The organism is Streptomyces pimonensis, from assembly GCF_041380215.1.
Taxonomy (GTDB): domain Bacteria; phylum Actinomycetota; class Actinomycetes; order Streptomycetales; family Streptomycetaceae; genus Streptomyces; species Streptomyces pimonensis.
Window position 1 is genome coordinate 53,957 of sequence record NZ_JAHWZY010000002.1, and the last position, 26,536, is coordinate 80,492.

Here is a 26,536-nt window from a genome sequence, read left to right on the forward strand (position 1 = left end):
CTCCTCGGAGGGGACGTACGGAGTACGCGAGGGGGATCACGGTTCCCGGGCGCGTCCGGGCGCTCGGCAGGCCCCGGCCGCGGAGGGGGAACGGGGCGTTCGGGAACGCGGGCAGGGCCCCGCCCCGGCGTGACGGCCGGCGGCGGGCCCGTCAGCGGGTCGCGGCGTGGAGGTGGTGCGTCACTGCCTTCAGCGCACCGAGCGCCGAACCGAGCGCGTCCATCTCCCCGTCGGTGACGGACCGCAGGGCCTGGCCGAGGAGGCGCTCCTCGAGGGCGTGCACCTCGGCGATCCGCCGGCGCGAGGTCGCGGTGAGGTGGAGGTGGGCGATCCGCCTGTCGGTGCCGTCCTGACGGCGCTCCAGCTCGCCCCGCTCCGTGAGCTGGGAGACGAGCGCGCTGACGTTGTTGGGCTTCATCAGCAGCGCCGCGGCCGCCTCGCCCACCGTGGCGCCCTCGTGCCGCGCGACGAACCGCAACAGCGCCAGCTGTCCCTCAGGCGGCTTCGGGTGGGGGTACTCGCTCCCGACCCGCCGCTCCAGCGCCCGGTGCAGCGCGGGCAGACACGCCGTGAGCTCGGAAGCCACGTGCGCGATGCGCTGCTCGGAGGCACCGGTCTCGGACATGTACATGAGCATAGATATCCGTCTGTACCCATGTCAAAGGGTGCTCGTTAGTTCAGCAGGGCCCGTGCCGCCCGTGCCTGGCTGCGGAGGCGCTCAGCCGTCGGCTCGTCCACCCCGGCGACCACCTCCGCGTACGCCTCCAGCTCCCGGGCCCCGTTCCGGAAGTCACCCCGCTGCACCAGCAGCTGCGCCCGCTCGTACCGCAGTCGCGCGGGGTGCGACGGGAGCAGCAGCGACAGCTCCACCGCCCACAGCCCCACGCCCGAGTGCTCGGGACGCGCCGCCGACCACGCCCGGACGTTGTTCAGCACGCGCAGGACGACGTCCAGCACCCCGGCGGGCGTCAGCATCGACGCGTCCAGCGGCGCCCCCGTCGCCCCGGCGACCAGCAGCTCCGCGTCGGCCCCGGTCAGCACCCGGCCCCCGTCGAACGGATCGGCCAGCACCTGCCCCGCCCTCGCCTCCCCGAACCCGACCACGAAGTGCCCCGGCAGTGCCACCCCGTACACCGGCGCCCCCGCCCGCCGGGCCACCTCCATCCACACCACCGACAGCAGGATCGGCAGCCCGCGCCGCCGTCGCAGCACCTCGTGCAGCAGCGACGACTCCAGCCGCTGGTAGTCGCCCGGAACGCCGTGGAAGCCGTACCGCTCGCCCAGCAGCTCCCGCAGGGCCACCGCCCACGCGTGCGGCGAGCCGGGCCGGTAGGGCAGTTCGCCGGCCAGTCGGTCCAGCTCCATCTCCACGGCGTCCATCCCCGCCTCGTCCAGCGCGCCGTCCGCCTCCGCGCCGACCAGCAGGCACAGCGTGGACAGGCCCGGCCGCTCGCAGCGGGCCTCCTCGGCGAACCGCCGGCGCAGTTCGGCGGAGCGCTCGGGGGACGGGGGGCGAGGAGCAGGCATACCCGGTTCGTGCCCGCTCACGACGCCCCGTCACCTGCCGGAGCCGACGATTCCGGAGCGCGGTAGTGGTGGTACGCGTGGTGCGCGGCGAAGCCCATACGGTCGTACAGCGCCCGCGCTCCCGCGTTGTCGTCCTCCACCTGGAGCCAGGCCGCCGAGGCGCCCTCGTCCAGCGCCCGCCGGGCCAGCGCGGCCATCACGGCGGTCGCCAGCCCCCGTCGCCGCCGGGCCGGGTCCACCTCGACCGCCGCGAAGCCGGCCCACCGCCCGTCCACGACACACCGGCCGATGGCGGCCGGCGCGTCCGTGCCGTCGCCCGGCACCGTGGCGAACCACACCGAAGGACCGCTCCCCAGCACCCGCAGGGCCACCTCGCTCACCCCCTTGCGCCGGTACCGGGCCAGCCACGCCCCGTCCGCCTCCCGCGACAGCACGACCCCGGACGGCTCCCCGCCCAGGTCGGCGACCGGCGCCAGCGGCCCCACCCACAGCTCGGCGGTCACCTCCCGCGCCCAGCCCCGCCGCTCCAGCTCCGCGCAGAGCAGCTCCTGCGTCCCTTCGGCGCCGGTCGCGGTCTGCGCGTACGCGGGCAGCCCCCGCGCGGCGTACCAGTCGCGCACGGCCGTCAGCGCGTCGTCGAGCGGCACGCCCGGATCACCCAGCGGCAGCACGGAGTTGGCCCGCCGCGTGAAGCCCTCGGCGGCCCGCAGCTCCCACTCGCCGAGCCGTCCGCTCTCCACGGGCCGCCACGCCCGCGTGGAGACCCGCGCCAGCTCCTCGTACGAGGCCGCCGGACCGCGCCGACGCGCCGGTGCGGACGGCACGATCCTGCCCGCGATCAGCGTCGACTCCGCGATGCGGACGCTCTCCCCGCTCCTTCTTGTGATCTGCAACACATCATTGTCCCATGATGTGAGAACGCCGACCGTGTCGGTGAACCTCTCACCCGGGGGACCATGTTCGATCAGGCTCCGTACGGAGACCCGTTTTCCCACGTCAGCAGTGGTGATACGGACCTCGAGGCGCCCGGCGGCAGAGATTTCCACAGGTCAGTTCACCCCTCCTGTTCGGATCATGCCCAGGAACGGAGATACTAGGGGCGGGCATCGACGACGCCGCGCTCCCGCGCGCCAGGCGGCGGAGCCTGAGGAGGCCCGCCAGCGCCCTATGGAGGAGGAACGACAGCGTGACCTACGTCATCGCGCAGCCTTGTGTCGACGTGAAGGACAAGGCGTGCATCGAGGAGTGCCCGGTCGACTGCATCTACGAGGGCCAGCGGTCCTTGTACATCCACCCGGACGAATGCGTCGACTGTGGTGCCTGTGAGCCGGTCTGCCCGGTCGAGGCGATCTTCTACGAGGACGACACTCCGGAGGAGTGGAAGGACTACTACAAGGCGAACGTCGAGTTCTTCGACGAGCTCGGCTCGCCCGGCGGCGCCAGCAAGCTCGGCCTGATCGAGCGGGACCACCCGTTCATCGCCGCGCTGCCGCCGCAGGCGTAGCCGTCCCGCGAGAAGCGGCCCCGCAACGACGTGCCGCCTCGGTCCCGTACGGCCCGATCCTCCCGATCGCCGTACGGGACCGAGGCGTTTGCCGGACCAGAAAGTGAGCCCGTGACCGTGTCCGCAGTCTCCGACCGGCTGCCCGCCTTCCCCTGGGACAAGCTGGAGCCGTACAAGAAGACGGCCGCCGCGCACCCCGACGGCATCGTCGACCTCTCGGTCGGCACCCCTGTCGACCCGGTGCCCGAGCCGGTTCAGAAGGCCCTGATCGCCGCGGCGGACTCCCCGGGCTACCCCACGGTCTGGGGCACCCCGGAGCTGCGCGACGCGCTCACCCGCTGGGTGGAGCGCCGGCTGGGCGCCCGCGGGGCCACCCACCACCACGTCCTGCCGGTCGTGGGCTCCAAGGAACTGGTCGCCTGGCTCCCCACCCAGCTCGGGCTCGGCCCCGGCGACAAGGTCGCCTTCCCGCGCCTGGCCTACCCGACGTACGAGGTCGGTGCCCGCCTCGCCCGTGCGGAGCACGTGGCGTACGACGACCCGACCGAGCTGGACCCGACGGGCCTGAAGCTGCTCTGGCTGAACTCCCCGTCCAACCCGACCGGCCGGGTGCTGTCCAAGGAGGAGCTGACCCGGATCGTCGCCTGGGCCCGTGAGTACGGCGTCCTCGTCCTCTCCGACGAGTGCTACATCGAGCTGGGCTGGGAGGCCGACCCGGTCTCGGTGCTGCACCCCGACGTCAACGGCGGGTCGTACGACGGCATCGTCTCGGTCCACTCCCTGTCCAAGCGGTCCAACCTCGCCGGTTACCGCGCCGCGTTCCTGGCCGGTGACCCGGCGGTCCTCGGCCCGCTGCTGCAGATCCGCAAGCACGGCGGGATGATGACCTCCGCGCCGACCCAGGCGGCCGTGGCGGCGGCGTTGAGCGACGACGAGCACGTGCGCGTCCAGCGAGGGCGCTACGCGGCCCGCCGCACCGTCCTGCGCGAGGCCCTCCTCGCCCACGGCTTCCGCATCGAGCACAGCGAGGCCAGCCTCTACCTGTGGGCCACCAGGGACGAGTCCTGCTGGACCACGGTCGCCCACCTCGCCGACCGGGGCATCCTGGTCGCCCCCGGCGACTTCTACGGCCCGGCGGGCGGGAACTTCGTCCGCGTGGCCCTCACGGCCACGGACGAACGAATCCAGGCAGCAGTGACCCGCCTGACCACCTGACCACCTGCCCGCCCCGGCTGTGGGTGGGCGACTGTTCCCAAGCCCGGCTGTGGGTGGGCGACTGTTCCCAAGCCCGGCTGTGGGTGGGCGACTGTTCCCAAGCCCGGCTGTGGGTGGGCGACCGTTCCCGGGCCGGGCTGCGAGCAGTCGACCGTTGCCGGGCCCAAGCTGTGGGCAGCCGTTCCGTAGGGCGAGGGGGCACCTCCCGTGCCCTGCGGGCAATGAGGGGGGCGGGCACAGCCACCGACGCCGAGCACCGGTCGAGAAGCGCCCGCCCCCGCCGTCCTTGGGCCACACGCAGAGCGACGGGGCCCGGGAACCCCCGGGCCCCGTCGCCGTGACGGAAGGCCGACCGCGGGCCGGCCCTCAGCCGACCGGCAGCCCCTTCACAGGCGCACCCTTGACGAGAGACCCGGCAGCCTTCTTCACGGTCCTGCCGGCGCCCGGCGCCACCTTGTCGGCACCACCCGCGGTCTTCGTGACGTCCCGCGTCACGTCGTCCACGGTGTTTCCGGCGGCCCCGTCCACGGCGGTCAGCCCGCCGAGGTTCGGGGTGGCCGGCAGCTCCGGGGCCGCGACGGCGGAACCGGCCGCGCCGACCCCGGCGGCCGCTCCCGCAGCGACGAGCAGCGCGGCACGGGCGATCCGACGGGTCAGGGGGAGGGACATGGTGCTCCTTCGACGGGAGAGAACGGTGACACCGTGACTACCGCTCGACCGCCGGGAAGGTTGCGGCGGGACAACGCAAAGAGTTGGCAATACGTCGCATTATCGGCCGTACGCAACGCCTGCGGGTGACCCCCCGCACGCCTGCGCGGTCGCGCTACGGCTTGGTCGTGATGGTCACGACCCCCGCGCCGTCACCCGATCCCCCCGCGTTCTTGCCGTCCGTCGGCCGCCACTGGCCGTCGGTGTGTCCGGCCGTCCACTCCCGTCCCGCGTACGACACCTGCTGTATGTGCAGTTCGGAGGCGTTGGCCACGGCCCAGTGGGCCAGCTGCCAGCCTCGTGTCCCGGCGTCGGCGCCCTCCCCGGCGGTGACCGGAAGCCGCACGGTCCGCCCGTCGGAGCCGCCGGATCCCGCCGGAGCGCTCACCGAGGGCGAGGGGGAGGACGCCGCCCCCACCTCGGCGCCGGCCGGCTCCAGCGCGTCCCGCCCGAAGTCCCGGACCAGCGCGGCCCGCACCGCGCCCGCGCCCGCCGCCCGCGTCGCCGCCGGACGGCCGTCGCAGGTCAGCGTCGCCGCCGAGCGTCCGGTGAGGGCGGCGGCCAGCAGTGCGGCGTCCGGCTCGTGCTTGGCGTACGCCTGCGGAAAGCCGCTGCGCTGCACCCGCTGCGCGGCGACGGTGAGCGGCAGCCGGGTGTAGCCCGGTACCTCCTCCAGGTGCTCGTAGAACTTCTCGGCCGCGTACGCCGGGTCCATGATCTCCTTCGGCGTGCCCCAGCCCTGCGAGGGACGCTGCTGGAACAGGCCCAGCGAGTCACGGTCGCCGTAGTCGATGTTGCGCAGCGCCGACTCCTGCAGCGCGGTCGCCAGCGCGATCGTCACCGCCCGCTCGGGCAGCTCGCGTGCGGTGCCCACGGCGGTGATCGTCGCCGCGTTCACCGCCTGCTCGGGCGTGAACTCGTAGGTCGCCCCGTCGCCCTTGCCGGAGACGACCTTGCAGCCCGGACCACCGGTGCCCCCGGTGTCGTACTGCACCACGACGTATCCGGCGACTGCGGACAGCACCACGAGGGCCGCACTCCAGCGGGCGAGACGGCCGCGACGCGTGCGCTTGGAAGGAAGGGACGGCTCTGGCACGCGTACAAGGTACTGGAGAGTACGGTTCCGTGTGACCCAGGTGCGGACAGTGGCCCGGACGCCCGGCGCGCTAGGGTCGGCGGCATGGCCGACACCCCGCTTGACCTCACGCTGGACGCCGCGCGCCTGACCGCGCAGCTCGTCGACTTCTCCTCCGAGAGCGGCACCGAGAAACCGCTCGCGGACGCGATCGAGAACGCGCTGCGCGCCCTGCCGCACCTCACGGTCGACCGGTACGGCAACAACGTCGTGGCCCGTACGCGGCTGGGGCGTCCGGAGCGGGTGATCCTCGCCGGCCACATCGACACGGTCCCGATCGCGGACAACGTCCCCTCCCGGCTCGACGCCGACGGCGTGCTCTGGGGCTGCGGCACCTGCGACATGAAGTCCGGCCTGGCCGTCCAACTGCGCATCGCGGCCACGGTCCCCGCCCCCAACCGCGACCTGACCTTCGTCTTCTACGACAACGAGGAGGTCGCGGCCGAACTCAACGGCCTGAAGCACGTGGCCGAGGCGCACCCCGAGTGGCTGGAGGGCGACTTCGCGGTACTCCTCGAACCCTCCGACGGGCAGGTGGAGGGCGGCTGCCAGGGCACGCTGCGGGTGCTGCTGAAGACCACCGGCGAGCGCGCCCACTCCGCGCGGAGCTGGATGGGCTCCAACGCGATCCACGCCGCCGCCCCGATCCTCGCCCGGTTGGCCGCATACGAGCCGCGGCACCCGGTGATCGACGGGCTGGAGTACCGCGAGGGCCTGAACGCGGTCGGCGTCTTCGGGGGAGTGGCCGGCAACGTCATCCCCGACGAATGCGTCGTGAGCGTGAACTTCCGCTACGCCCCCGACCGCAGCGGGGAGGAGGCCCTCGCCCATGTCCGCGAGGTGTTCGCGGACTGCGGGGTGAGGGAGTTCGTCGTCGACGACCACAGCGGCGCGGCGCTGCCCGGCCTGTCCCACCCGGCCGCGGCGGCCTTCATCGAGGCGGTGGGCGGCACCCCGCAGCCCAAGTACGGCTGGACGGACGTCTCCCGCTTCTCGTCGCTGGGCATCCCGGCGGTCAACTACGGTCCCGGTAACCCCCACTTGGCGCACAAGCGGGACGAGCGCGTGGACACCGCGAAGATCCTCGCGGGGGAGGAACGGCTGCGGTCCTGGCTGACGGCGTGACGCGAAGGGGGTTTGCGCCGCTGCGTGCCGGACATGCTGAGGTCCCTCGTACGTAACCCGTGTGGATCTACGCTGAGGTGGTACGACCAGCGAACGGAGGGAGCGCACATGGCTACCGGCAACCCCGAGGGGAAGCAGCAGCCGCCGGAGGAGAAGCGCCTGGGGCCGGTCCTCCGCCGGCGGGGTCAGGTGCAGGCGAGCACCACCGACCAGCGGCTGCTGGACGAGCGCGCGCCCACGGACTGGGTGCACACCGACCCCTGGCGGGTGCTGCGCATCCAGTCGGAGTTCGTCGAGGGCTTCGGCACGCTCGCCGAACTCCCGCCCGCCATCAGCGTCTTCGGCTCGGCGCGCACACCGGTGGACTCGTGGGAGTACGAGACCGGTGTCCGGCTGGGCCGGGGTCTGGTCGAGGCGGGCTTCGCGGTGATCACCGGCGGCGGTCCGGGAGCCATGGAGGCGGCCAACAAGGGCGCGCTCGAGGCGGAGGGGACGTCGGTCGGTCTGGGCATCGAACTGCCCTTCGAGCAGGGGCTGAACCCCTACGTCGACATCGGCCTGAACTTCCGGTACTTCTTCGTCCGCAAGATGATGTTCGTCAAGTACGCCCAGGGCTTCGTGGTCCTGCCCGGCGGCCTCGGCACCCTGGACGAACTCTTCGAGGCCCTGACCCTCGTCCAGACCCAGAAGGTCACCCAGTTCCCCATCGTGCTGTTCGGCACGGAGTACTGGGGCGGTCTGGTCGACTGGCTCCGCGGCACGGTCATCGCCCAGGGCAAGGCGGCGGAGAAGGACCTCCTCCTGTTCCACGTCACGGACGACGTGGAGGAGGCGGTGGCCCTGGTCTCGAAGGAGGCGGGCCGCTAGGGACCTGTGGAGGGCGCCCCCCGGGGGAGCCCGGACGACTCCCGGGCCGGGCGGTGGGCGGGGAGATGCCGGGGGCCCGGGGCCGGGACCCCCGGAGGACGGGAAGGGGCGGCGGGGGCGGGGAACCCTACGCCAGCCCCCGCCGGGCCACAGCCGGCTCCCGCTCCCCGGCGATCGCCGACACCATGTCCAGCACCTGCCGGGTCTCGGCCACCTCGTGCACCCGGTACACCTGCGCCCCCAGCCACGCGGACACGGCGGTCGTCGCCAGCGTCCCCACCACCCGCTCCTTCACGGGCCGGTCCAACGTCTCGCCGACGAAGTCCTTGTTGGACAACGAAACGAGCACCGGCCACCCCGTGTCGACCATCTCCCCCAGCCGTCGGGTGGCCTCGAGACTGTGCCGCGTGTTCTTCCCGAAGTCGTGCCCGGGATCGATCATCACCGACTCCCGCGGCACGCCCAGCGCGACCGCCCGCTCCGCCAGCCCCACGGTCACGTCGAGGATGTCGGCCATGACGTCGTCGTACGTCACCCGGTGCGGCCGCGTCCGCGGCCGGGCACCGCCCGCGTGGGTGCACACCAGCCCCGCGCCGTACCGGGCGGCGACCTCCGCGAGCCGCGGGTCGACCCCGCCCCACGCGTCGTTCAGCACGTCCGCGCCCGCCTCGCACACGGCCTCGGCGACCTCGTGCCGCCAGGTGTCCACACTGATCACGACGTCCGGGAAGCGCCGCCGCACCTCGGCGACGAAGCCGACCGTCCGCCGCGCCTCCTCCTCGGCCGTGACCTCCTCGCCCGGCCCGGCCTTCACCCCGCCGATGTCGATGATCGCGGCGCCCTCCGCCACCGCCCGCTCCACCCGCGCCAGCGCCGGCTCGTCGTGGAACGTGGCGCCCCGGTCGTAGAAGGAGTCCGGGGTCCGGTTCACGATGGCCATGATCACCCGCTCGTGCGGTGCGAATTCCCGCCTGCCCAGCCTGAGCATCCCCTGTGACCTCTTCCTCGTACGATCCCGTCCCGGGCCGCCCCGAAACGCCCGGCGGCCCCGGCTGCCAGACTCGCATGGCACGATCGGAGCCACACATCCGACTCCGACTCATCCGACCGTGGGGGCCCCGGCGATGGTTATGTTCCTGTTCCTGGTCGTCGCGCTCGCCGTCGTGGTCGCCGCGGTGACCCTCGCCGTGGTGGGCGGCGGCGACAACGGCCCGCTGCCCGAGGCGGTTCCCGAGCGGCTGCGGGACACCCTGCCGCCGGACCGGCCGGTCAACCGCGCGGACGTGGACGGCCTGCGCTTCCCGCTCGCCGTCCGCGGCTACCGCATGGCCGACGTGGACGACGCCCTCGGCCGCCTCGGCGCGGAGCTCGCCGAGCGCGACGCCCGGATCGCCGACCTGGAGTCCGCGCTGGTCGGCGCCCGCGCCGCCGCGGCCCACCTCTGCCCGGACAAGCCGGCCGCGCACCGGGAGGACGAGCAGCCGTGAGCGAGGAAACAGCCGTGAGCGAGGAAGCAGCCGCACCCGCCGGCCCGGACGGCCGCCCGCGCTGCCCCTGGGCGCTGTCCACGCCGGACTACGTGGCGTACCACGACGAGGAGTGGGGCCGTCCGGTCCACGGCGACGACGCCCTCTTCGAACGCCTCAGCCTGGAGGCGTTCCAGTCGGGCCTGTCCTGGATCACCATCCTGCGGCGCCGCCCCGGCTTCCGCGCCGCGTTCGCCGGCTTCGAGATCGCCGCGGTCGCGGAGTTCACCGACGCCGACCGCGAGCGCCTGCTGGCCGACCCGGGCATCATCCGCAACCGCGCCAAGATCGACGCGACCCTCGCCAACGCGCGCGAGCTGGCCGGGTGGGCGCCCGGCGACCTGGACGCCCTGATCTGGTCCCACGCCCCCGACCCGGCCGGCCGGCCGGCGCCGAAGACCCTCGCGGACGTGCCCGCGGCGACCCCGGAGTCGACGGCACTGTCCAAGGCCCTGAAGAAACGGGGCCTGCGCTTCGTCGGCCCGACCACCGCGTACGCCCTGATGCAGGCCTGCGGGCTGGTCAACGACCACCTGGAGACCTGCGTGGCACGCACCGGCCCGTCCGGGGAAGCGTGAGGGCGGGGCCCACGAGGGCTCAGCGCCCCAGGTACTTCGGCTTCTCCTTGTTCACGAACGCCCGCACCGCGATCGCGTGGTCCTCCGAGGAGCCCGCCCGGGTCTGGAGCTCGTCCTCCTTCTCCAGGGCCTCCCCCAACGAGTGGCCCAGCCCGTACGCCACGGACTCCTTCAGCGCCGCGTACGCCACCGTCGGGCCCCCGGCCAGGGCCCGCGCCGCCTTCTCCGCCTCCGCGCGCAGCTTTGCCGCCGGGACCAGCCGGTTGGCGATGCCCAGCTCGTACGCCTCCTGCGCGGAGACGCTGCGCGGGAAGAGCAGCAGGTCGGTGGCGCGCCCGGGGCCGACCACGCGCGGCAGCGTCCAGGAGATCCCGGAGTCCGCGGACAGCGCGACCCCGGCGAACGAGGTGTTGAACACCGCCGTGTCCGCGACGATCCGGTAGTCCGCGGCCAGCGCGAAGCCGAAGCCGGCTCCCGCCGCGACCCCGTTCACCGCCGCGACGACCGGCTTCGCGGCCCCGGCGATCGCCTTCACGATCGGGTTGTAGTGCTCGCGCACCGTGCTCATCGTCTGCCCCGAACCGGTCTCCCGGTCCTCGATCAGCAGCCCTATGTGCTCCTTGAGGTCCTGCCCGACGCAGAACGCCCGGTCCCCGGCCGCGGTCAGCAGCACGGCCCGTACGGCGTCGTCGTCCGCGGCGGACCGGACCGCGTCCCGGAGGGCGACCTTCGCCGCGACGTTCAGCGCGTTCATCGCCTCCGGGCGGTTGAGCGTGATCGTCGCGAGTCCGTCGCTCACCTCGTAGAGCACGGTGTCGGTCATGGGGTGTCCCTCCGTGTGGCGGCTCGGGGCCTACCGGCCGGTAGGCCCCGTCTGTCAGACAGCATGACGGAGATCGCCGACCGTGTCGGGCGGCCGACGTGTGACCTGCGTCAAACGATTCCTGGCCGTTTCCGGTCGCCGGGAGTGTGCGCGGTGGCGCAGTATCGCAGCCACATCGCCGAATTGAGTGGTTTTGCTCGCATGCGTTGCCCAAGCGATGCCGACCGATGTTGGTCATCGGGTCCCGCCATGCGGGATAATGGCCTGGAAGCAATGTGTTCGATGCCGGTGGCGTGTGTCCTGCTTCAAGGACCGCAGGTGCCCTTCAGTGGGCCGTCGGCTTAGACGGTTGAGCTGGGTTTCAGGAAGGGGAACGAGCATGGCGGCCATGAAGCCGCGGACGGGTGATGGCCCGCTCGAGGTGACCAAGGAGGGGCGGGGCATCGTCATGCGCGTTCCGCTCGAAGGCGGCGGTCGACTCGTCGTCGAGCTGACCCCGGACGAGGCCGACGCGCTCGGCGACGCCCTCAAGAAGGTCGTCGGCTGACGCGCAAGCGACCATACCCTTTCAGCCGCCCCGGCACCGCACACGGTGCCGGGGCGGCTGTTTCGCGTACGGGCCGAAGGGCCGGACCGGGCGCGCCGGTCACCGCTTGACGGCGCAGAGGAGTCCGTCCCCCACCGGCAGCAGCGACGACACCAGTTCCGTGCTCTCGCGCAGAGTCCGCACCAGCTCCCGCAGCCGCAGCACCTCCGTGGGCTGCGGTCCGGAGTCCACCGTGCGCCCGTTCGCGAAGACCCCTTCGAAGGCGACCAGGCCTCCCGGGCGCAGCAGGCGCAGCGATTCGGCGAGGTAGTCCTGGTACTCCTGTCGGTCGCCGTCGCAGAAGACCAGGTCGTAGCCGGCGTCCGCGAGACGGGGCAGGACGTCCAGCGCCCGGCCCGGGATGAAGCGGGCCCTGTTCCCGGCGAAACCGGCGTCGCGGAAGGCCTGGCGGGCGGACTGCTGGTGCTCCGGCTCCTGGTCGACCGTGGTCAGCACACCGTCCGGCCGCATCCCGTGCAGCAGGTGGATCCCGGAGACCCCGCAGCCGGTACCGATCTCGGCGACCGCCTTGGCGTCCACGCTGGCGGCGAGCAACCGCAGCGCCGCGCCCGTGCCGGGCGACACCGAGCGCAGCCCTGCGTCACGGGTCCGGTCACGGGCCCAGTGCAGCGCTTCGTCCTCGGCGACATAGGCGTCGGCGAACGCCCAGCTCGTCTGCCGGTTGGCGGTAATGACCCTCTCCTGTCCCCATGGGTGCCTGGGCGTGACTGTATCCGTTGGCGTCGGGAACCCGCAGATGGGACCGGTCGTTTAAAGGGACGAGCAAGAGGCGTGCGCCATGACGGGGGGCAGGCAGTGGACGAGGGCGCCGAGCAAGTACTGACGCAGCCGTACGAGCCGTGGCAGCCCAGATCAAATTCTTGTAAAACCGCTTATCCGGAGCTAACGGGCGAGGTGGCTATGGTAGGGGCTCCACTGGACACCACCAGAGCCGATAGGGGAGGTGCGGCTGCGCCTGTGGATCGCGGAGGGGTGCTGCGGCGCTTCCTCGGATCGGCGGGTGGGCCGAAATCCGTGAACGACACCGCTGCTGACCACGCCAGCGCCGGCGACCCGGCCCAGACCGCGACTTTCTCCACCGACGCGGACGGGCAGGCGTGGACTCCGCCCACCTGGGAGGAGATCGTCAGCATGCACAGCGGCCGGGTCTACCGGCTCGCCTACCGCCTCACCGGCAACCAGCACGACGCCGAGGACCTCACCCAGGAGGTCTTCGTCCGCGTCTTCCGCTCCCTGTCGACGTACACGCCGGGCACCTTCGAGGGCTGGCTGCACCGCATCACCACCAACCTCTTCCTGGACATGGTCCGCCGCAAGCAGCGCATCCGCTTCGACGCGCTCGGCGACGACGCGGCCGAGCGGCTGGCCAGCAAGGAGCCCACGCCCCAGCAGGTCTTCAACGACGCCCACTTCGACGCGGACGTCCAGCAGGCCCTCGACACCCTCGCCCCCGAGTTCCGAGCCGCCGTCGTCCTGTGCGACATCGAAGGACTGTCGTACGAGGAGATCGCGGCCACCCTGGGCGTCAAGCTCGGCACCGTCCGGTCCCGGATCCACCGTGGCCGTTCCCAGCTGCGCAAGGCCCTCGCGCACCGCTCGCCCCAGGCGCGCGCGGGGCGCCGCTCCTTCGTGCCGCGTGTTCCCGCACTGGGAGGAGGGGGCGCGAGCGCGTGAGCGGTTCACAGCCGAAGTCCTCCGAGGGACACCTCGCAGAGCAGCACCTGGGAGACCGACTCTCCGCCCTGGTGGACGGGGAGCTCGGTCATGACGCGCGTGAGCGCGTACTGGCGCACGTGGCCACCTGCGCAAAGTGCAGGGCGGAGGTGGACGCACAGCGCCGTCTGAAGGACGTGTTCGCCCAGGCGGCGCCCCCGCCGCCCTCCGAGAACCTCCTGGCCCGCCTTCAGGGGCTGCCGGCCGGGGGCGACCTCGGCGACGGCGGCTCGCCGCTGGGCGGCGGAGGGCTGCCGGGCGGAACGCCGGGGCGGTTCGGGGGCTCCGGGACCTTCGGGGCCCGGCGGAGCGAGCGCTTCGAGTTCGCCTACGCGCCCGTCCGGCGGCACGGGTCCGTGCTGCCGGACGCCGCGGGCGGCCGGGGCTTCGCCGTCCACGACGTCAGCCGTCACGAGACCGACCGGCCGTCCTCCCGCGGGCTGCGGTTCGCGTTCGTCGCCGCCGGGGCGGTGTCGCTGGCCGCGATCGCGCTCGGCGGGGTCACCGCGGGCATGCCCACCGACACGGAGGGGCGCGCCGCGGGCAAGGGCAGCAACGTCACGCCGATGCGCACACAGGGCACGGGTGCGGCGGTGCCCGAGTCCCAGCGGCGCCGCGGCGTGGGACCGCTGCTGGGTCAGGTGACGGGACGGAGCACGCCCGCGCCCACCCCGATCGCCCCGACCGCGGTCTCCGCTCCGCTGCTGCCCGGGATCCCGGCGCCGACACAGCGCCACCCCGTGCCGGGCACGCCGCTGACGGGCGGTGCGACGGCTCTGTCCCCGCTGATACGACCGCTCGTCTCGACCCCGCCGCTCACCCTGACCACGTGGGCGGTCTCCACCGGACTCGAGGACCCGAGCCTCGTCATCGCCGGCGCGACGCCGTTCCCCACGCCGACGTCCCGCTGAGCCGTCCGGTGCGCAGGGGCGCGCGAACCTGATTGAATCCGGAGGGCGAGCCCAGGCCCAGCCGGGTGCGGGGCCAGTAGTCTCGCGGCCACCGCCGTCGTGCGGTGCCGTGTCCAGCCGTGGGGAGAGCATGAACGAGGGGAAGCCGGGCCCACCGGAGGAGGAGCCGGCCACACGTCCCGAGGGACACGGCGGCGACTTCGAACTGGCCCGCCCGGACCGCCGGTCGGCCGCCGCCGCCGGCCACCGGGGCGACCACGAACCGGACCGCCCCCCACGGTCCGAGGGCTCCGAGGACCGGTCCGTGGAGCCCGTGTCCGGCGCCTCCACGACCGCCTTGGGAGCCTCGGGGTCCGTGGCGCCCGGTGCTCCTGCCGACGAGTCCGCCGTTTCCGGGTCCCCGGTCGTCCCGGCACCCGTGGTCCCCGACCCGCCACCGGTGGCTTCCGAGCCCCCCGCCTCCGAGCGGCGCAGACCCCTGCACGACCCCGACCCCTACAGCACCCCGCCGTACGGCGAACCCGGCCCCTGGGCGCCCGCCCCGCCCGTGCAGCACCCGACGACGACATCCACGCACGGTATGGCTCTCACCCCCCCTCCCGCGGTCCAGGACGCGACACCCCCGTCGCTTCCTCCGAGCCCGCCCACGGCCCTCCAGGGTCCGCCCGCACCGCACGAGGCCCCCATGACCCACGGCGCGCCCACCGGGCCTCCCGCGGCCCCGGTCCCGACGCCCCTCGGCGCACCCGCGCCGCACGGCACCCCCGCCGTGCCGGAGGCGGGGACGCACGGGGTTCTTCCCGCGCCCGTCATGCCCGCGCCGGCGCACCCGGAAGCCCAAGCGCCCCCGGACAGCCGGACGCCTCCGGCCCAGGACGCCCCGGTCGCCGACCCCTGGAGGCGTTACGACCCCTGGGCGGCGGCCGCCGCCACCGCGCCCCTGCAGCAGACCGGGCAGGCCGTGGCCGGCCGGAAGCGGCGGCGCGGCCGGGTGCTCGTCGGGGCCGCGCTGCTGCTCGCGCTCGTGTCCGGCGGCATCGGCGGGATCGTCGGCGCGTACCTGGAGCGCAACGGCGGCGTGGGCACGGTGGAGCTGCCGCAGGCCGGCGAGGAGGCGCCGGAACGCGACCCCGGCAGCGTCGCCGGAATCGCCGCACGGGCCCTGCCCAGCGTCGTCACCCTGCACGTCAGCGGTGCCGGTGAGGCCGGCACCGGCACCGGCTTCGTGCTCGACGAGCGCGGCCACATCCTCACCAACGACCATGTCGTCGGACCCGCCGGGGACGACGGCGAGATCACCGTCACCTTCCACAGCGGCGACACCGCCGAAGCCACCGTCGTGGGCCGGGACGGCGGCTACGACCTCGCCGTCGTGCGGGTGAAGGGCGTCAGCGGACTCACCCCCCTGCCCCTCGGCAACTCCGACAACGTGCGGGTCGGCGACCCCGTCGTCGCCATCGGCGCCCCCTTCGACCTGGCCGGCACCGTCACCTCCGGCATCATCAGCGCCAGGGAGCGGCCCATCACCGCAGGCGGCGAGAAGGGCGACGGCAGCGACGTGTCGTACGTCGACGCCCTGCAGACCGACGCGCCGATCAACCCCGGCAACTCCGGTGGCCCCCTGCTCGACGCCCGGGCCCGTGTGATCGGCATCAACTCCGCCATCCGTTCCGCCGACGGCGGCGCCGACCCGGACGCGGGTCAGGCCGGCTCCATAGGACTCGGCTTCGCCATCCCGATCAACCAGGGCAAGCGCGTCGCCGAGGAACTGATCAACACCGGGAGGGCCGCCCACCCGGTGATCGGCATCACCCTCGACATGGAGTACGGCGGCGACGGCGCCCGCGTCGCGGCCCAGGGCAGCGACGGCGGGCCCCCGGTCAGCACCGGCGGCCCCGGCGCCCGGGCCGGTATCAGGGCCGGCGACGTCATCACCGAGGTCGACGGCCGGCGGGTCCGCTCCGGCGAGGAACTCATCGTCAAGACCCGTGCCCACCGCCCCGGCGACCGCCTCGAGCTCACCCTCGAGCGGGATGGCGAGGAGCGGACGGTCGCCCTGACGCTCGGCTCCTCGGAGGGCGACTGAGGAGGATGGGTCCCGGGACGGTACCGGTCGCACGGGGTGGCCGGGTACCGTGGACCCGGCCCGGACCACGGAAGACCGCAGGCCGCCCCGAGGGCCGAGGACCGAAGGCATCGCGAGGAGCTTCAGGTGTTCAATGACATAGGACCGCTCGAGCTGGTGACGCTCATCGTCCTCGCCGTGCTCGTCTTCGGTCCGGACAAGCTCCCCAAGGTCATCCAGGACGTGTCGCGCACGATCCGGAAGATCCGTGACTTCTCGGAGAGCGCCAAGCAGGACATCCGGCAGGAGCTCGGCCCGGAGTTCAAGGACTTCGAGTTCGAGGACCTCAACCCCAAGACGTTCATCCGCAAGCAGCTGGACAACGACGACCTGGGGCTCAAGGAGATCCGTAACGGCTTCGACCTGAAGAAGGAGATGGCCGAGGTCACGGACGCCGTCCACGGCCGCGACACCGACTCCCCGCCGACGCCCTCCGGCTCTTCCACCTCTTCCACCGGTGGGCGCGTGGACATGACCAAGAAGCCCGAGACGTCGGCGGCCGACACCCGCCCGCCCTTCGACGCGGACGCCACCTGAGCCGGGGGCGCCGGGGCGTACACCTCCCGGGTACGTGACGTGTCTCATACTCCACTCGGACCGCTCACGGCCTGATCAGGGCGTCCGTACAGCCCGTGCGCCCGGTGGTTTCCCAGCCTGTGGCGTCAAGGTGACTATGCTGCCAAGTTGTTGTGCGGAACGGACGAGTACGCCTGAAGGGGGGCGGGCCGCCCGGTCCGACGAGAGCGAGGAGGCGTCCGGGCAATGGAGACGACGAGTCGGGCAGTCGCGCAGGCGCCGGCCGCGGAGGACGGACAGCCCGTCCCCTCCGCCCGGCGTACGGTCGACGGCTACCTGCGTGCGCCCTTCCCCTGGTACGGCCTCGACGAGGCCTTCACGGGACCACGCTGGCTGATGCAGGTCGGACTGGCGGCCGACGGAGCCGTCGCGCACGGATCGGTCGGGCACGGGGACGAGCCCTCGGTGCGCAGCGAGTACACGGCCGGGACCGACCAGGAGACCAAGGAGAGGTTCGCGGTCGTGGTGACCGTGGCCGACACCCCGGTGCGCCGCAGCGCCGACGGCACCGGACTGCTGGAGGCCACCTCGGTCTCCTCCGCCGCCTGGCTCGCCGGGGTGGGGCTGCTGTCCTTCACCTGGCCCGGCCAGATGGACCACTCCCTGCGCGACGACTGGCTGGAACAGCAGACGGAGACGGCCTGGGTCCTCGCGGACGATCTGGAGGGCGAGGACTGGTCGACGCTGTCCCTGCCCGTGGACGGGGTGCCGACGCCGTTCCACTACCGGGAGTCCGAGTTCGGCTGGGTGCTCGCCGGTTCCACGCAGGAGGGCGTGCACGTGGGCGCGTACGGCAGGGGCATGAGCGCGTACGGTCTCGGCTTCGCCGTGGTGAAGGACATCGCCGCGTACGACGCCTGAGCGGGTACGCGCGGACGCCTGAGCGGGTACGCGCAAGGGCGCCGTCCACACCGGACGGCGCCCTTGCGCACGGGAGACCTCAGAACTTGTTGCGCGGGGTGATCCCCAGGGACATGCCCGACAAACCCCGCTGCCGGCCGCCCAGCTTGCCGGCGATGGAGCGGAGCGCCGAGCCGGCCGGGGAGTCCGGGTCGGACAGCACCACGGGCTTGCCCTCGTCGCCGCCCTCGCGCAGCCGGACGTCGATCGGGATGGCGCCGAGCACCGGCACGTCCGCACCGGTGGTGCGGGTCAGGCCTTCGGCGACCGTCTGCCCGCCGCCCGTGCCGAAGACGTCGACCATCTCGCCGCAGTGCGGACAGGGCAGCCCGGACATGTTCTCGACCACGCCGACGATCTTCTGGTGCGTCTGCACGGCGATGGAGCCCGCCCGCTCGGCCACCTCGGCCGCCGCCTGCTGGGGCGTGGTGACGACGAGGATCTCGGCGTTCGGCACCAGCTGGGCGACGGAGATCGCGATGTCGCCCGTGCCGGGCGGCAGGTCGAGCAGCAGCACGTCCAGGTCGCCCCAGTACACGTCCGCCAGGAACTGCTGGAGCGCGCGGTGCAGCATCGGGCCGCGCCACACCACCGGGGCGTTGCCCGGGGTGAACATGCCGATGGAGATGACCTTCACGCCGTGCGCCGACGGCGGCATGATCATGTTCTCGACCTGGGTGGGACGCCCGTCCGCGCCGAGCATGCGCGGCACCGAGTGGCCGTAGATGTCGGCGTCCACGACACCGACCTTCAGACCGTCGGCCGCCATCGCCGCCGCCAGGTTCACCGTCACCGACGACTTGCCGACGCCGCCCTTGCCGGACGCCACCGCGTAGACCCGGGTCAGGCTGCCCGGCTTGGCGAAGGGCACCTCGCGCTCGGTCTGGCCGCCGCGCAGGGCGGTGGCCAGCTCCTTGCGCTGTTCGTCGCTCATCACGTCCAACGTCACGTCGACCCGGGTGACGCCCTCGACCCGGGAGACCGCGTCCGTCACGCGCTGCGTGATGGTGTCCCGCATGGGGCAGCCGGAAACCGTCAGGTACACGGTGACCGCGACCGCACCGTCCGCACCGATCTCCACCGACTTGACCATCCCGAGCTCGGTGATGGGCCGGTTGATCTCGGGGTCGTTCACCGTCGCCAGTGCCTCGCGCACCGCGTCTTCCGTAGCCATGGGAACGATGGTACGGCTCCGGGCGCACCCGCCGGTAAGGACGTCAGTGGTCGTCTGCGTCACGTCCCGGCGGGTGTTCCGCCCGCATCGCCGGGAACGGACCCTGCTGGTCCTTGTGCCCGTTGTGCCGCCCCTCCAGCTCCTTGACCACGTCCTGGAGCTCCGAGCGGATCCAGTCCCGGGTGGCCACCTCCCCGAGCCCGATCCGCAGGGCGGCGATCTCCCGGGTCAGGTACTCGGTGTCCGCGATCGACCGCTCGTTCTGCTTGCGGTCCTGCTCCAGGTTGACCCGGTCCCGGTCGTCCTGCCTGTTCTGCGCGAGCAGGATCAGCGGAGCCGCGTAGGAGGCCTGCAGGGACAGCATCAGGGTCAGGAAGATGAACGGGTACTCGTCGAAGCGCAGCTCCTCCGGCGCGGACACGTTCCACACCACCCACAGGATGATGACGACCGTCATCCAGACGATGAACCGCCCGGTGCCCAGGAACCGTGCGACGCTCTCCGAAAGCCGTCCGAAGGCCTCCGGGTCCCACTCGGGCAGGAAGCGGCGCCGGGGAGGGCGCGGCTGGTCCAGGCGGGGCGTGCGCGGCCGGCCGGCGGCCGTGGCGCCCGCCGGCATGCGCTCGCGTCCGCCGTCGCGCTCAGGAGCCATCGGTCACCACCCCCTCGTCCTCGTCGAGGTGGAACTCGGTCTCCCGCCAGTCGTCGGGCAGCATGTGGTCCAGTACGTCGTCCACCGTCACCGCGCCCAGCAGCGACCCCGCCTCGTCGACCACGGGTGCCGCCACCATGTCGTACGTGGCGAAGAACCCGGCGACCACGGGCAGCGCCGCGTCCGGGTCCAGGGGCTGGAGGTCGTCGTCCAGGATCGAGCCGACCAGCGTGTACGGGGGGTCGCGCAGCAGGCGCTGGAAGTGGACCGTGCCCAGGTACTTGCCGGTGGGCGTCTCCTCGGGCGGGCGGCAGACGTAGACCTGCGCGGCGTGCGCGGGGGAGAGGTCCGGTTCGCGGATCCGGGCGAGGGCGTCCGCGACGGTCGCGTCGGGCCGCAGCACGATCGGCTCGGTCGTCATCAGACCGCCCGCCGTGTGCTCCTCGTACGACATCAGGCGCCGCATGTCGGCCGCGTCGTCGGGCTGCATCAGGCTCAGCAGCCGCTCCTTGTCCGCCTCGGGCAGCTCGCCGAGCAGGTCGGCCGCGTCGTCGGGGTCCATGGCCTCCAGGACGTCGGCGGCGCGCTCCTCCTTCAGCTTGCCGAGGATCTCGATCTGGTCGTCCTCGGGCAGTTCCTCCAGCACGTCGGCGAGCCGGTCGTCGTCGAGGGCGGCGGCCACCTCCGCGCGCCGCTTGGGGGAGAGGTGGTGCAGCACGTTGGCGAGGTCGGCGGGGCGCAGCTGCTCGAAGGTGGCGAGCAGGTTCTCGGCGCCCTGCCCCTGCTCCTCCAGGGAGAACCCGGTGACCGCGGACCACTCGACGGTCAGCGTCTCGCCCTTGCCGCGCCGGAACGCGCCGCCCTTCCTGCCCTTGCGCACGAACACGCGGTCGATCTCCCACTCGCGGCGGTTCTGCAGCTGATGCACCGACAGGTCGAGGACGGTGACCTCCTCGCCGCTCTCCACGAGCGTCACCCTCCGGTCGAGCAGCTCACCGAAGACGAGCCGCTCGGTGGGCCGCTGCTCGAAGCGCCGCACGTTGAGCACCCCGGTGGTGATGACCTGGCCGGACTGCACGGCGGTCACCCGGGTCATGGGCAGGAAGATGCGGCGGCGGGTGGAGAGTTCGACCACCAGGCCGAGCAGTCGCGGCGGACGCCGGCCGGGCCGCAGGATGACGACCAGGTCGCGCACGCGCCCCACCTGGTCGCCGGCCGGGTCGAAGACGGCGACACCGGAGACGTGCGAGACGAAGAACCGGGGGGCGCCCCCTGCCATGGCCGCCACTCCTTTCCGTGCGGGTGTTCTCGTCGCGGGTACCGCCTGCTGTGTTCGGTTTCCGAATTGCCCGCTCGGGTGGGTTTCAGGCTAGCCCGTAACGATCAGCCGTGCGTCGGCAGCCGGTCCGGACGCACCGGCTCCGTCCGGGCCACCCGGCCCCGGTACCCTGCGGTACGCCGTTCAGGTCCCCCGTCAGAGAGGCAGCCCACCTGTGATTCCGATCTCCCAGGGCCGTTCCCGCAGGGCCGTGCTGGCCGGCGCCGTGTGCGCGCTGCTCGTGACGGGGACGGCGCTCACGGGGTGCTCCGAGGATCCGAACGAGGGCACCAACGGTGTCGGCAGACTCTCCGCCGACCAGATCCGGAGCAGATCCCAGAAGGCCGCCGAGTCGGTCGGCGCCGTACGGCTGCACGGCACCGTGGTCACCCGCGGGCGCACGTACACGCTGGACATGCGGCTGAAGGAGCAGGGCGGCATCGGCTCGGTCACCACCGAGGGGAAGACGTTTCGCCTGCTGCGGGTCGACGACGAGCTGTACCTGAAGGCCGGTGCCGAGTTCTGGGGTCACGAGGACGGCGAGGCGGACGCGGCGGCGGCCGACAAGCTCGCCGAGAAGTACGTGAAGGTGCCGCAGGGCGATCCGTCGTACAAGAAGTTCGTCGGCTTCACGGACAAGAACGTCCTCCTCGGCGGCCTGCTGACCCTGCACGGCGAACTGACCACGGACGGCCACCACGAGAAGTCGGGCGTACGCACCATCCGCGTCACCGGCGACGAGGGCTCCGGCGGCACCCTGGACGTCTCGCTCGAGGGCGAGCCCTACCCGGTGCGACTGGTGCGGGCCGGGAAGGCGGGCACCCTCACGTTCTCCTCCTGGGGCGCCGACTTCGAGCTGAAGGAACCGGCCGAGGACGAGACCCTCGACTACGGCAAGCAGCTCCCGGCGTCCTAGGGGGGCGTTCGGACGGGCCGACTCCGAGGAGCGGCGCCCTGCAGCCGGGCCGGGCGGGGGCTGGTGCGTGCGTCGCAAGGCGGAGGAGTGCGCCGGGGCGGAGCCCCGGCGACCGGCGGCAACGCGGCGGGGCCCCTCCCGCGTGGGTGAAGCCGGGCGTGGGGAGCGGTGCCAGGACCCGCGACCTCGGCAGGGCCCGAACGACACCCCCTCACCAAGATCTTCATCAGTCTTCTAAGCCCGCCGCCGCTTCCTCTTGAGCAGCAGCCGGGGCAGTCCCGCCGGGGCGGGGCGCCGGGTCGTCACCGGTGTCGGCAGGGGGGCCTCGGCCAGGGAGCCGTCGGGGAGCGGGGCCGTCGCCCCGGTCGGCTCCAGGCGCAGGACGCGGCACTCGCGGGCCCAGCGCCCGGTCATCGCCTCGCCGTCGGGCGCGTTGAGCCGCTTGCCCTTGAGCTCGGCGACCGCCGCCGCCCACTCCGCGGAGCCCGACGGCAGTTCCACGACCGTCGCCGTCCAGGAGACCAGCCGACCGCCCTTGTCCTTGCTGCGGACCGTCACCTCGGCGGACACCCCGTCGGCCAGCCCCGGCAGTGGCTGCTCCCCGGGTCCGTCGCCGACCACGCACGCGGCGCCCTCGTGCCACACGTGCCACAGCGCGCGGGCCGCGGTGCCGGGCCCCTTGACCCAGACGAGGCCGGACTTCTTCGTGGCCTCCTCGATGAGGGCCCGGTCGAGCAGCGCACTTGTCATGGGTCCAGCCTATCCAGGCGTCCTCACAGCCAGCCGTTGCGCTTCAGCGACCGGTGGATGCCCAGGCAGATGGCCACCGTGACACTGAGGACGACCGGATAGCCGTACCTCCAGCGGGTCTCCGGCATGTAGTCGAAGTTCATCCCGTACACCCCGCACACCATCGTCGGTACGGCGATGATCGCGGCCCACGAGGTGATCTTCCGCATGTCCTCGTTCTGCGCCACGGACGCCTGGGCGAGGTTGGCCTGGAGGATGGAGTTCAGCAGTTCGTCGAAGCCGATGACCTGCTCCTGCACCCGGGCCAGATGGTCGGCCACGTCCCGGAAGTACTTCTGGATGTCCGGGTCGACCAGCCGCATCGGCCGCTCGCTCAACAGCTGCATCGGCCGCAGCAGCGGCGACACGGCTCGCTTGAACTCCAGTACCTCGCGCTTGAGTTGGTAGATCCGTCCGGCGTCGGTGCCGCGCGGGGCGCCCTTGCGGCCCGGCGAGAAGACCTCCGTCTCGACCTCGTCGATGTCGTCCTGCACCGCGTCGGCCACCGCGATGTAGCCGTCCACCACGTGGTCGGCGATGGCGTGCAGCACCGCCGAGGGGCCTTTGGCCAGCAGTTCGGGGTCGTCCTGGAGCCGGCGCCGCAGGGCCCGCAGGGAGCCCTGCCCGCCGTGCCGGACCGTGATGAAGAAGTCCCGGCCGGTGAAGCACATCACCTCACCGGTCTCGACGACCTCGCTGTTGGCGGAGAGTTCGTCGTGGTCGAGGTAGTGGACGGTCTTGAAGACCGTGAACAGCGAGTCGTCGTAGCGCTCCAGCTTGGGCCGCTGGTGGGCCTGGACGGCGTCCTCCACGGCCAGCGGGTGCAGCCCGAACTCCTGCGCGATCCCGGCGAATTCGGCCTCGTTCGGCTCGTGCAGGCCGATCCACACGAAGCCTCCGTCGCGGCGCACCAGCCGCATCGCCTCGTGCGGGGCGAGCGGACCGCCCCCGGTCTCCAGGCGGCGGCCGTCGCGGTAGACGGCGCAGTCGACGACGGCAGTGGTCGTCGCGGGGTCACGGGTGGCGTCGTACGGGCCGCTCTCCTTGCGCAGCGAGACACGGGAGGAGGGACGGACCACGGCGCGCAGGTCACGGATCATCGACATGGCGGGCTCCTTCGCATACGTGCAACGAAAGACGCCGGGACGACGGGTGGAACAACCCGGAATGAGGACGTCCTGGACTGCGGATGTTTGGCACGTCCACAAAGCGGGGAGCACCGCACCGTCGCGATGGCGAGCTTCGTCGCTGATACAGCTACTGGGGCAGATCGGACAGAACGAAACGAAGTGCTCTTCCGATGAAGACGCGCGGGTGAAAGGCGGGAGCCAGACAGGAGCAGCTACATCAGCGGGCGGAAGAGCGGGTGCTACTGCACGGTCGACTTCGGTCCATGCCAGCCCCACCTCCTCCGGCCGGTCCCCCGTAAGGGACGGTCCACGATCCCCTCGGGGGATCCCCCTCTGAACGGGGAGTGTCACACAGGCGTTCGGGACGATCGGACGCTTCTGCGTGCTGCCCGAACCACCGGCCAAGCGTATCAGTCGACCGGTGTGTCAAGGCTTTGCTTTGCCCGGTACCGGCGAGTTCTATGCTCGCCGCATGGCTGATGTTCTTCCTCTGGTCGAAGCCCGGTTGCGTACGGCGCTGGGCGAACCGGACGCCCGCGCGGCGGTCACCTTCCTGGGCACGGACCGCATCGAGGTGCTGCGCTTCCACGAGGGCGACATCGTGCGCTACGCCACCCTCGGCATGTCCGCGCAGCCCATGACCGACCCCACGGCGGTGATCGCGGACCCGGTCAAGGGCCCGCGTGTCGAGCTGGTGCTGTCCGTCCGCGGTGGCGTCGCCGACACCGACAAGGTGCTCCGCCCGCTCGCCGTGCTGGCCGCGTCCCCGCAGGTCGAGAGTGTGGTCGTGGCCCCCGGCGCCTCGCTCGACGTGGGCGAACCACTGTGGCCCGGCGCCCCGTTCACCTCGGTGCTGGTCGCCGAGCCGGGCGGCCTGGTGGAGGACCTGGAACTCGACGGGCCCCTGGACCCCGTACGGTTCCTGCCGCTGCTGCCGATGACCCCGAACGAGGCCGCATGGAAGCGGGTGCACGGCGCCCAGGCCCTCCAGGAGCGCTGGCTGAACCAGGGCACGGACCTGCGGGATCCGTCCCGCAGGTCCGTGCCGCTGGAGTGAGCGAGGTCACCGACGCCCGTCGGGCGCCGCTCGGTTGGCGAATACGCCGGCGCCGTCCCCGGAGGCGTGGCGCGGCTGTCGCTCCGCCGCCGCGGGGAGGCCGAGCGCCCGGTGCCGTACGACGACCACCAGTGCGCCCGGCGTCGCCGTGACCGCCGGGACCACGGACGGGACGCGGACGTCGGTCCCCTCCTCGTTGTTCGGTGCGAAGAGGGGCGCGGCGGCGACCGCGAACCAGCGCACGAAGTTGTAGCCGGCGCTCGCCACCGGGCGCGGCGCGTCCGGCACGCCGAGCGCCGGCTCTGTGCGCACCGTGTTGTCCACGCCGATGAGGGCGCCGGACGGGACGGTGCGGACGACGGCCGTGGTGTGGTCGCCGTAGCCGAGGGGGAGCACGTCCACCGCGAGCAGCGCCGGCGAGCCGGCCGGCACCTCCGGCGGGCCGAACCGCTTCCGCAGCCGGGGCGGCACGAGCACCGAGAAGACGACGAGCAGCGCACTCCGGGCGAAGGACACCGCGCCGGACCGGTACGGGGCATGATCGGCGCGAACGGCGTGAAGGCCGCCACGGTGGAGAGCGTGTGGTTGTAGAGGAATGCCGGGACCGCCGCCGACACCAGTCCGCCGTGCCCGAGCGCCCCGAGCGGGTCCAGCGGCGAGGTCTTGCGGGCCGGCGTCGGCTGCTCCCTCGGGAACGCCGCGGCGCACAGGAGACCGACCGCCACCAGGGCGGCCGTGCCGAGGAACGGGGAGCGCCGGTTCGCGTCGCCGAGCAGCGCGCCCGCCGGCGGCCCGCAGGCCGTGCCGGGGTCGAGGGCGGACTCGTGCAGCGGGACGGCCGCCGCGCCGACGACGACCGCGAGGGCCGTGGAGACGAACAGCGCGTAGCCGGTTCCGTCCGTACGGGTGACCGTTCTTGACGTGGCGCGGTCGGGGTAGGACCGTGGAGCCCTATGAGGGGCGAACCCAGTTGCCCGAAGTGCGGTGGCCGGGTCAGGGCTCCCGGCCTCTTCTCGGATGCCTGGCAGTGCGATGCGCACGGCACCGTGCACCCGCTGCAGCCTGTGATACCGCCGAGCGTCGAGGCCCTCGAGGTCGTCGTGCACCGCACGAAGGTGCCGGTGTGGATGCCATGGCCGTTGCCGGTGGGCTGGCTGTTCACGGGCGTGGCCAGCGCGGGCGACGACCGCGGCGGGGGCCGGGCGACCGCCGTCGCGTGCACCGGGCCGGGACCGCTCGGCGGCATGGGCGAGCTGATCCTGGTCGCCGAGGAACTCGGGGTGGGCCTCGGCGCACGGTACGCGGGCGTCGACGGCCCGGACCCGGGACCGTACATGAACGTCGAGAAGCCGCCCCAGGTCAAGGTGCTGGCCGCCGGCCGCCCGACCCCGCTCTGGCATGTCGCCGAGACGCCGGACGACCGCGCCGTCTTCGCGGGCGAGGCGCTCGGGATGTGGCTGTGGGCGGTGGTGTGGCCGGAGCAGTCCGGGATGCTGATGTACGACGAACTGGTCCTCGCCGACCTGCGGGACGCGGGGGCCGAGGTGGAGCTTGTGCCCTGCGGCGCGCTGTCACCGCGCCTGCTGGAGGCGTAGGCGCCGTACAGCGGGCCGGTAGGGGGCGCACAGCGGTTTCGGGTGTGACAGAGGGCGTGTGAGAA

General features: G+C 72.8%; 28 protein-coding genes and 1 pseudogene. 15 read left to right on the top strand and 14 right to left on the bottom strand.

Features of this window, described 5'->3' with window-relative positions:
* Positions 1 to 151: 151 nt before the first annotated feature.
* The 3 genes from KYY02_RS02770 to KYY02_RS02780 are packed head-to-tail and all read right to left on the bottom strand — an operon-like array spanning position 152 to position 2,573.
* Positions 152 to 625 (bottom strand): MarR family winged helix-turn-helix transcriptional regulator, encoded by a 474-nt coding sequence (locus KYY02_RS02770; RefSeq protein WP_371235769.1) that lies wholly within the window; start codon positions 623 to 625, stop codon positions 152 to 154.
* A 47-nt stretch (positions 626 to 672) separates the two neighbouring features.
* On the bottom strand, positions 673 to 1,527 hold the full coding sequence (locus KYY02_RS02775; protein ID WP_371235770.1) for a transglutaminase family protein: 855 nt from the start codon (positions 1,525 to 1,527) through the stop codon (positions 673 to 675).
* 17 nt (positions 1,528 to 1,544) lie between these two features.
* The gene (locus tag KYY02_RS02780; RefSeq protein ID WP_371235771.1) at positions 1,545 to 2,573 is read right to left on the bottom strand and encodes a GNAT family N-acetyltransferase; all 1,029 of its coding nucleotides are present in this window, start codon (positions 2,571 to 2,573) and stop codon (positions 1,545 to 1,547) included.
* 140 nt (positions 2,574 to 2,713) lie between these two features.
* Between KYY02_RS02780 and fdxA the strand changes: the two genes are divergently transcribed.
* On the top strand, positions 2,714 to 3,031 hold the full coding sequence (fdxA, locus tag KYY02_RS02785) for a ferredoxin (RefSeq protein ID WP_004926152.1): 318 nt from the start codon (positions 2,714 to 2,716) through the stop codon (positions 3,029 to 3,031).
* 117 nt (positions 3,032 to 3,148) lie between these two features.
* Positions 3,149 to 4,246 (top strand): bifunctional succinyldiaminopimelate transaminase/glutamate-prephenate aminotransferase, encoded by a 1,098-nt coding sequence (locus tag KYY02_RS02790; RefSeq protein ID WP_371236004.1) that lies wholly within the window; start codon positions 3,149 to 3,151, stop codon positions 4,244 to 4,246.
* Between the two features lie 366 nt (positions 4,247 to 4,612).
* On the opposite strand, the gene KYY02_RS02795 is transcribed toward KYY02_RS02790, so the two are convergent.
* Both KYY02_RS02795 and KYY02_RS02800 read right to left on the bottom strand, forming a co-directional pair.
* Positions 4,613 to 4,915 carry an ATP-binding protein gene (locus KYY02_RS02795; RefSeq protein ID WP_371235772.1) on the bottom strand — a complete coding sequence of 101 codons (303 nt, stop codon included), beginning with the start codon at positions 4,913 to 4,915 and terminating at the stop codon, positions 4,613 to 4,615.
* A gap of 154 nt (positions 4,916 to 5,069) precedes the next feature.
* Entirely contained in the window at positions 5,070 to 6,050 is a 981-nt protein-coding gene (locus KYY02_RS02800; RefSeq protein ID WP_371235773.1) for a VldE C-terminal domain-containing protein, read from the bottom strand.
* A gap of 84 nt (positions 6,051 to 6,134) precedes the next feature.
* Between KYY02_RS02800 and dapE the strand changes: the two genes are divergently transcribed.
* Both dapE and KYY02_RS02810 read left to right on the top strand, forming a co-directional pair.
* Entirely contained in the window at positions 6,135 to 7,214 is a 1,080-nt protein-coding gene (dapE, locus tag KYY02_RS02805) for a succinyl-diaminopimelate desuccinylase (protein WP_371235774.1), read from the top strand.
* Positions 7,215 to 7,322: 108 nt separating this feature from the next.
* Entirely contained in the window at positions 7,323 to 8,081 is a 759-nt protein-coding gene (locus KYY02_RS02810; protein ID WP_371235775.1) for an LOG family protein, read from the top strand.
* Positions 8,082 to 8,208: 127 nt separating this feature from the next.
* On the opposite strand, the gene folP is transcribed toward KYY02_RS02810, so the two are convergent.
* The gene (gene folP / locus KYY02_RS02815) at positions 8,209 to 9,069 is read right to left on the bottom strand and encodes a dihydropteroate synthase (protein WP_371235776.1); all 861 of its coding nucleotides are present in this window, start codon (positions 9,067 to 9,069) and stop codon (positions 8,209 to 8,211) included.
* 142 nt (positions 9,070 to 9,211) lie between these two features.
* On the opposite strand from folP, the gene KYY02_RS02820 reads away from it, so the two are divergent.
* On the top strand, positions 9,212 to 9,568 hold the full coding sequence (locus KYY02_RS02820) for a DivIVA domain-containing protein (RefSeq protein ID WP_371236005.1): 357 nt from the start codon (positions 9,212 to 9,214) through the stop codon (positions 9,566 to 9,568).
* A 14-nt stretch (positions 9,569 to 9,582) separates the two neighbouring features.
* Positions 9,583 to 10,185 carry a DNA-3-methyladenine glycosylase I gene (locus tag KYY02_RS02825; protein WP_371235777.1) on the top strand — a complete coding sequence of 201 codons (603 nt, stop codon included), beginning with the start codon at positions 9,583 to 9,585 and terminating at the stop codon, positions 10,183 to 10,185.
* Between the two features lie 19 nt (positions 10,186 to 10,204).
* On the opposite strand, the gene chcB is transcribed toward KYY02_RS02825, so the two are convergent.
* Positions 10,205 to 11,008 (bottom strand): 2-cyclohexenylcarbonyl CoA isomerase, encoded by an 804-nt coding sequence (gene chcB / locus KYY02_RS02830; RefSeq protein WP_371235778.1) that lies wholly within the window; start codon positions 11,006 to 11,008, stop codon positions 10,205 to 10,207.
* 379 nt (positions 11,009 to 11,387) lie between these two features.
* Between chcB and KYY02_RS02835 the strand changes: the two genes are divergently transcribed.
* Positions 11,388 to 11,555, top strand: coding sequence for a DUF3117 domain-containing protein (locus tag KYY02_RS02835; protein ID WP_003966491.1), 168 nt, complete (start codon positions 11,388 to 11,390; stop codon positions 11,553 to 11,555).
* A 99-nt stretch (positions 11,556 to 11,654) separates the two neighbouring features.
* On the opposite strand, the gene KYY02_RS02840 is transcribed toward KYY02_RS02835, so the two are convergent.
* Positions 11,655 to 12,353, bottom strand: a complete 699-nt coding sequence (locus KYY02_RS02840; protein ID WP_371236007.1) for an O-methyltransferase — start codon at positions 12,351 to 12,353, stop codon at positions 11,655 to 11,657.
* A gap of 276 nt (positions 12,354 to 12,629) precedes the next feature.
* On the opposite strand from KYY02_RS02840, the gene sigE reads away from it, so the two are divergent.
* From sigE to KYY02_RS02865, 5 genes are all read left to right on the top strand, one after another.
* A complete protein-coding gene (gene sigE / locus KYY02_RS02845) occupies positions 12,630 to 13,289 on the top strand; it encodes an RNA polymerase sigma factor SigE (RefSeq protein WP_371235779.1) in 660 nt (219 codons plus the stop codon).
* Positions 13,286 to 14,239 carry an anti-sigma factor family protein gene (locus KYY02_RS02850; protein WP_371235780.1) on the top strand — a complete coding sequence of 318 codons (954 nt, stop codon included), beginning with the start codon at positions 13,286 to 13,288 and terminating at the stop codon, positions 14,237 to 14,239. The genes sigE and KYY02_RS02850 overlap by 4 nt, the downstream gene beginning before the upstream one ends.
* Positions 14,240 to 14,369: 130 nt before the next feature.
* Entirely contained in the window at positions 14,370 to 16,325 is a 1,956-nt protein-coding gene (locus KYY02_RS02855) for a S1C family serine protease (protein ID WP_371235781.1), read from the top strand.
* Between the two features lie 126 nt (positions 16,326 to 16,451).
* Positions 16,452 to 16,901, top strand: coding sequence for a sec-independent translocase (locus KYY02_RS02860; RefSeq protein WP_371235782.1), 450 nt, complete (start codon positions 16,452 to 16,454; stop codon positions 16,899 to 16,901).
* 225 nt (positions 16,902 to 17,126) lie between these two features.
* Positions 17,127 to 17,801 carry a hypothetical protein gene (locus tag KYY02_RS02865; RefSeq protein WP_371235783.1) on the top strand — a complete coding sequence of 225 codons (675 nt, stop codon included), beginning with the start codon at positions 17,127 to 17,129 and terminating at the stop codon, positions 17,799 to 17,801.
* A 79-nt stretch (positions 17,802 to 17,880) separates the two neighbouring features.
* Here KYY02_RS02865 and KYY02_RS02870 read toward each other — a convergent pair whose 3' ends face one another.
* Genes KYY02_RS02870 through KYY02_RS02880 form a run of 3 tightly spaced genes read right to left on the bottom strand, consistent with a single transcriptional unit; the run spans position 17,881 to position 20,945 of the window.
* Complete coding sequence (locus KYY02_RS02870; RefSeq protein WP_371235784.1) at positions 17,881 to 19,014, bottom strand: Mrp/NBP35 family ATP-binding protein; 1,134 nt, start codon at positions 19,012 to 19,014, stop codon at positions 17,881 to 17,883.
* A 43-nt stretch (positions 19,015 to 19,057) separates the two neighbouring features.
* Positions 19,058 to 19,666 carry a DUF1003 domain-containing protein gene (locus KYY02_RS02875; RefSeq protein WP_371235785.1) on the bottom strand — a complete coding sequence of 203 codons (609 nt, stop codon included), beginning with the start codon at positions 19,664 to 19,666 and terminating at the stop codon, positions 19,058 to 19,060.
* Positions 19,656 to 20,945, bottom strand: a complete 1,290-nt coding sequence (locus KYY02_RS02880; RefSeq protein WP_371235786.1) for a magnesium transporter MgtE N-terminal domain-containing protein — start codon at positions 20,943 to 20,945, stop codon at positions 19,656 to 19,658. The genes KYY02_RS02875 and KYY02_RS02880 overlap by 11 nt, the downstream gene beginning before the upstream one ends.
* A 214-nt stretch (positions 20,946 to 21,159) precedes the next feature.
* On the opposite strand from KYY02_RS02880, the gene KYY02_RS02885 reads away from it, so the two are divergent.
* Positions 21,160 to 21,900, top strand: a complete 741-nt coding sequence (locus KYY02_RS02885) for a hypothetical protein (RefSeq protein ID WP_371235787.1) — start codon at positions 21,160 to 21,162, stop codon at positions 21,898 to 21,900.
* A 234-nt stretch (positions 21,901 to 22,134) separates the two neighbouring features.
* On the opposite strand, the gene KYY02_RS02890 is transcribed toward KYY02_RS02885, so the two are convergent.
* Both KYY02_RS02890 and KYY02_RS02895 read right to left on the bottom strand, forming a co-directional pair.
* On the bottom strand, positions 22,135 to 22,650 hold the full coding sequence (locus tag KYY02_RS02890) for a hypothetical protein (protein ID WP_371235788.1): 516 nt from the start codon (positions 22,648 to 22,650) through the stop codon (positions 22,135 to 22,137).
* A 23-nt stretch (positions 22,651 to 22,673) separates the two neighbouring features.
* Complete coding sequence (locus KYY02_RS02895; protein WP_371235789.1) at positions 22,674 to 23,795, bottom strand: magnesium and cobalt transport protein CorA; 1,122 nt, start codon at positions 23,793 to 23,795, stop codon at positions 22,674 to 22,676.
* A gap of 496 nt (positions 23,796 to 24,291) precedes the next feature.
* Here KYY02_RS02895 and KYY02_RS02900 point away from each other — a divergent pair, with 496 nt between their 5' ends.
* Entirely contained in the window at positions 24,292 to 24,876 is a 585-nt protein-coding gene (locus KYY02_RS02900) for a suppressor of fused domain protein (RefSeq protein WP_371235790.1), read from the top strand.
* Positions 24,877 to 24,882: 6 nt separating this feature from the next.
* Here the strand turns inward: KYY02_RS02900 and KYY02_RS02905 are convergent.
* Positions 24,883 to 25,772 (bottom strand): annotated as a pseudogene (locus KYY02_RS02905) (MFS transporter); the annotation flags it as partial.
* A 57-nt stretch (positions 25,773 to 25,829) separates the two neighbouring features.
* On the opposite strand from KYY02_RS02905, the gene KYY02_RS02910 reads away from it, so the two are divergent.
* Entirely contained in the window at positions 25,830 to 26,471 is a 642-nt protein-coding gene (locus tag KYY02_RS02910) for a DUF6758 family protein (protein WP_371235791.1), read from the top strand.
* Positions 26,472 to 26,536 lie beyond the last annotated feature (65 nt).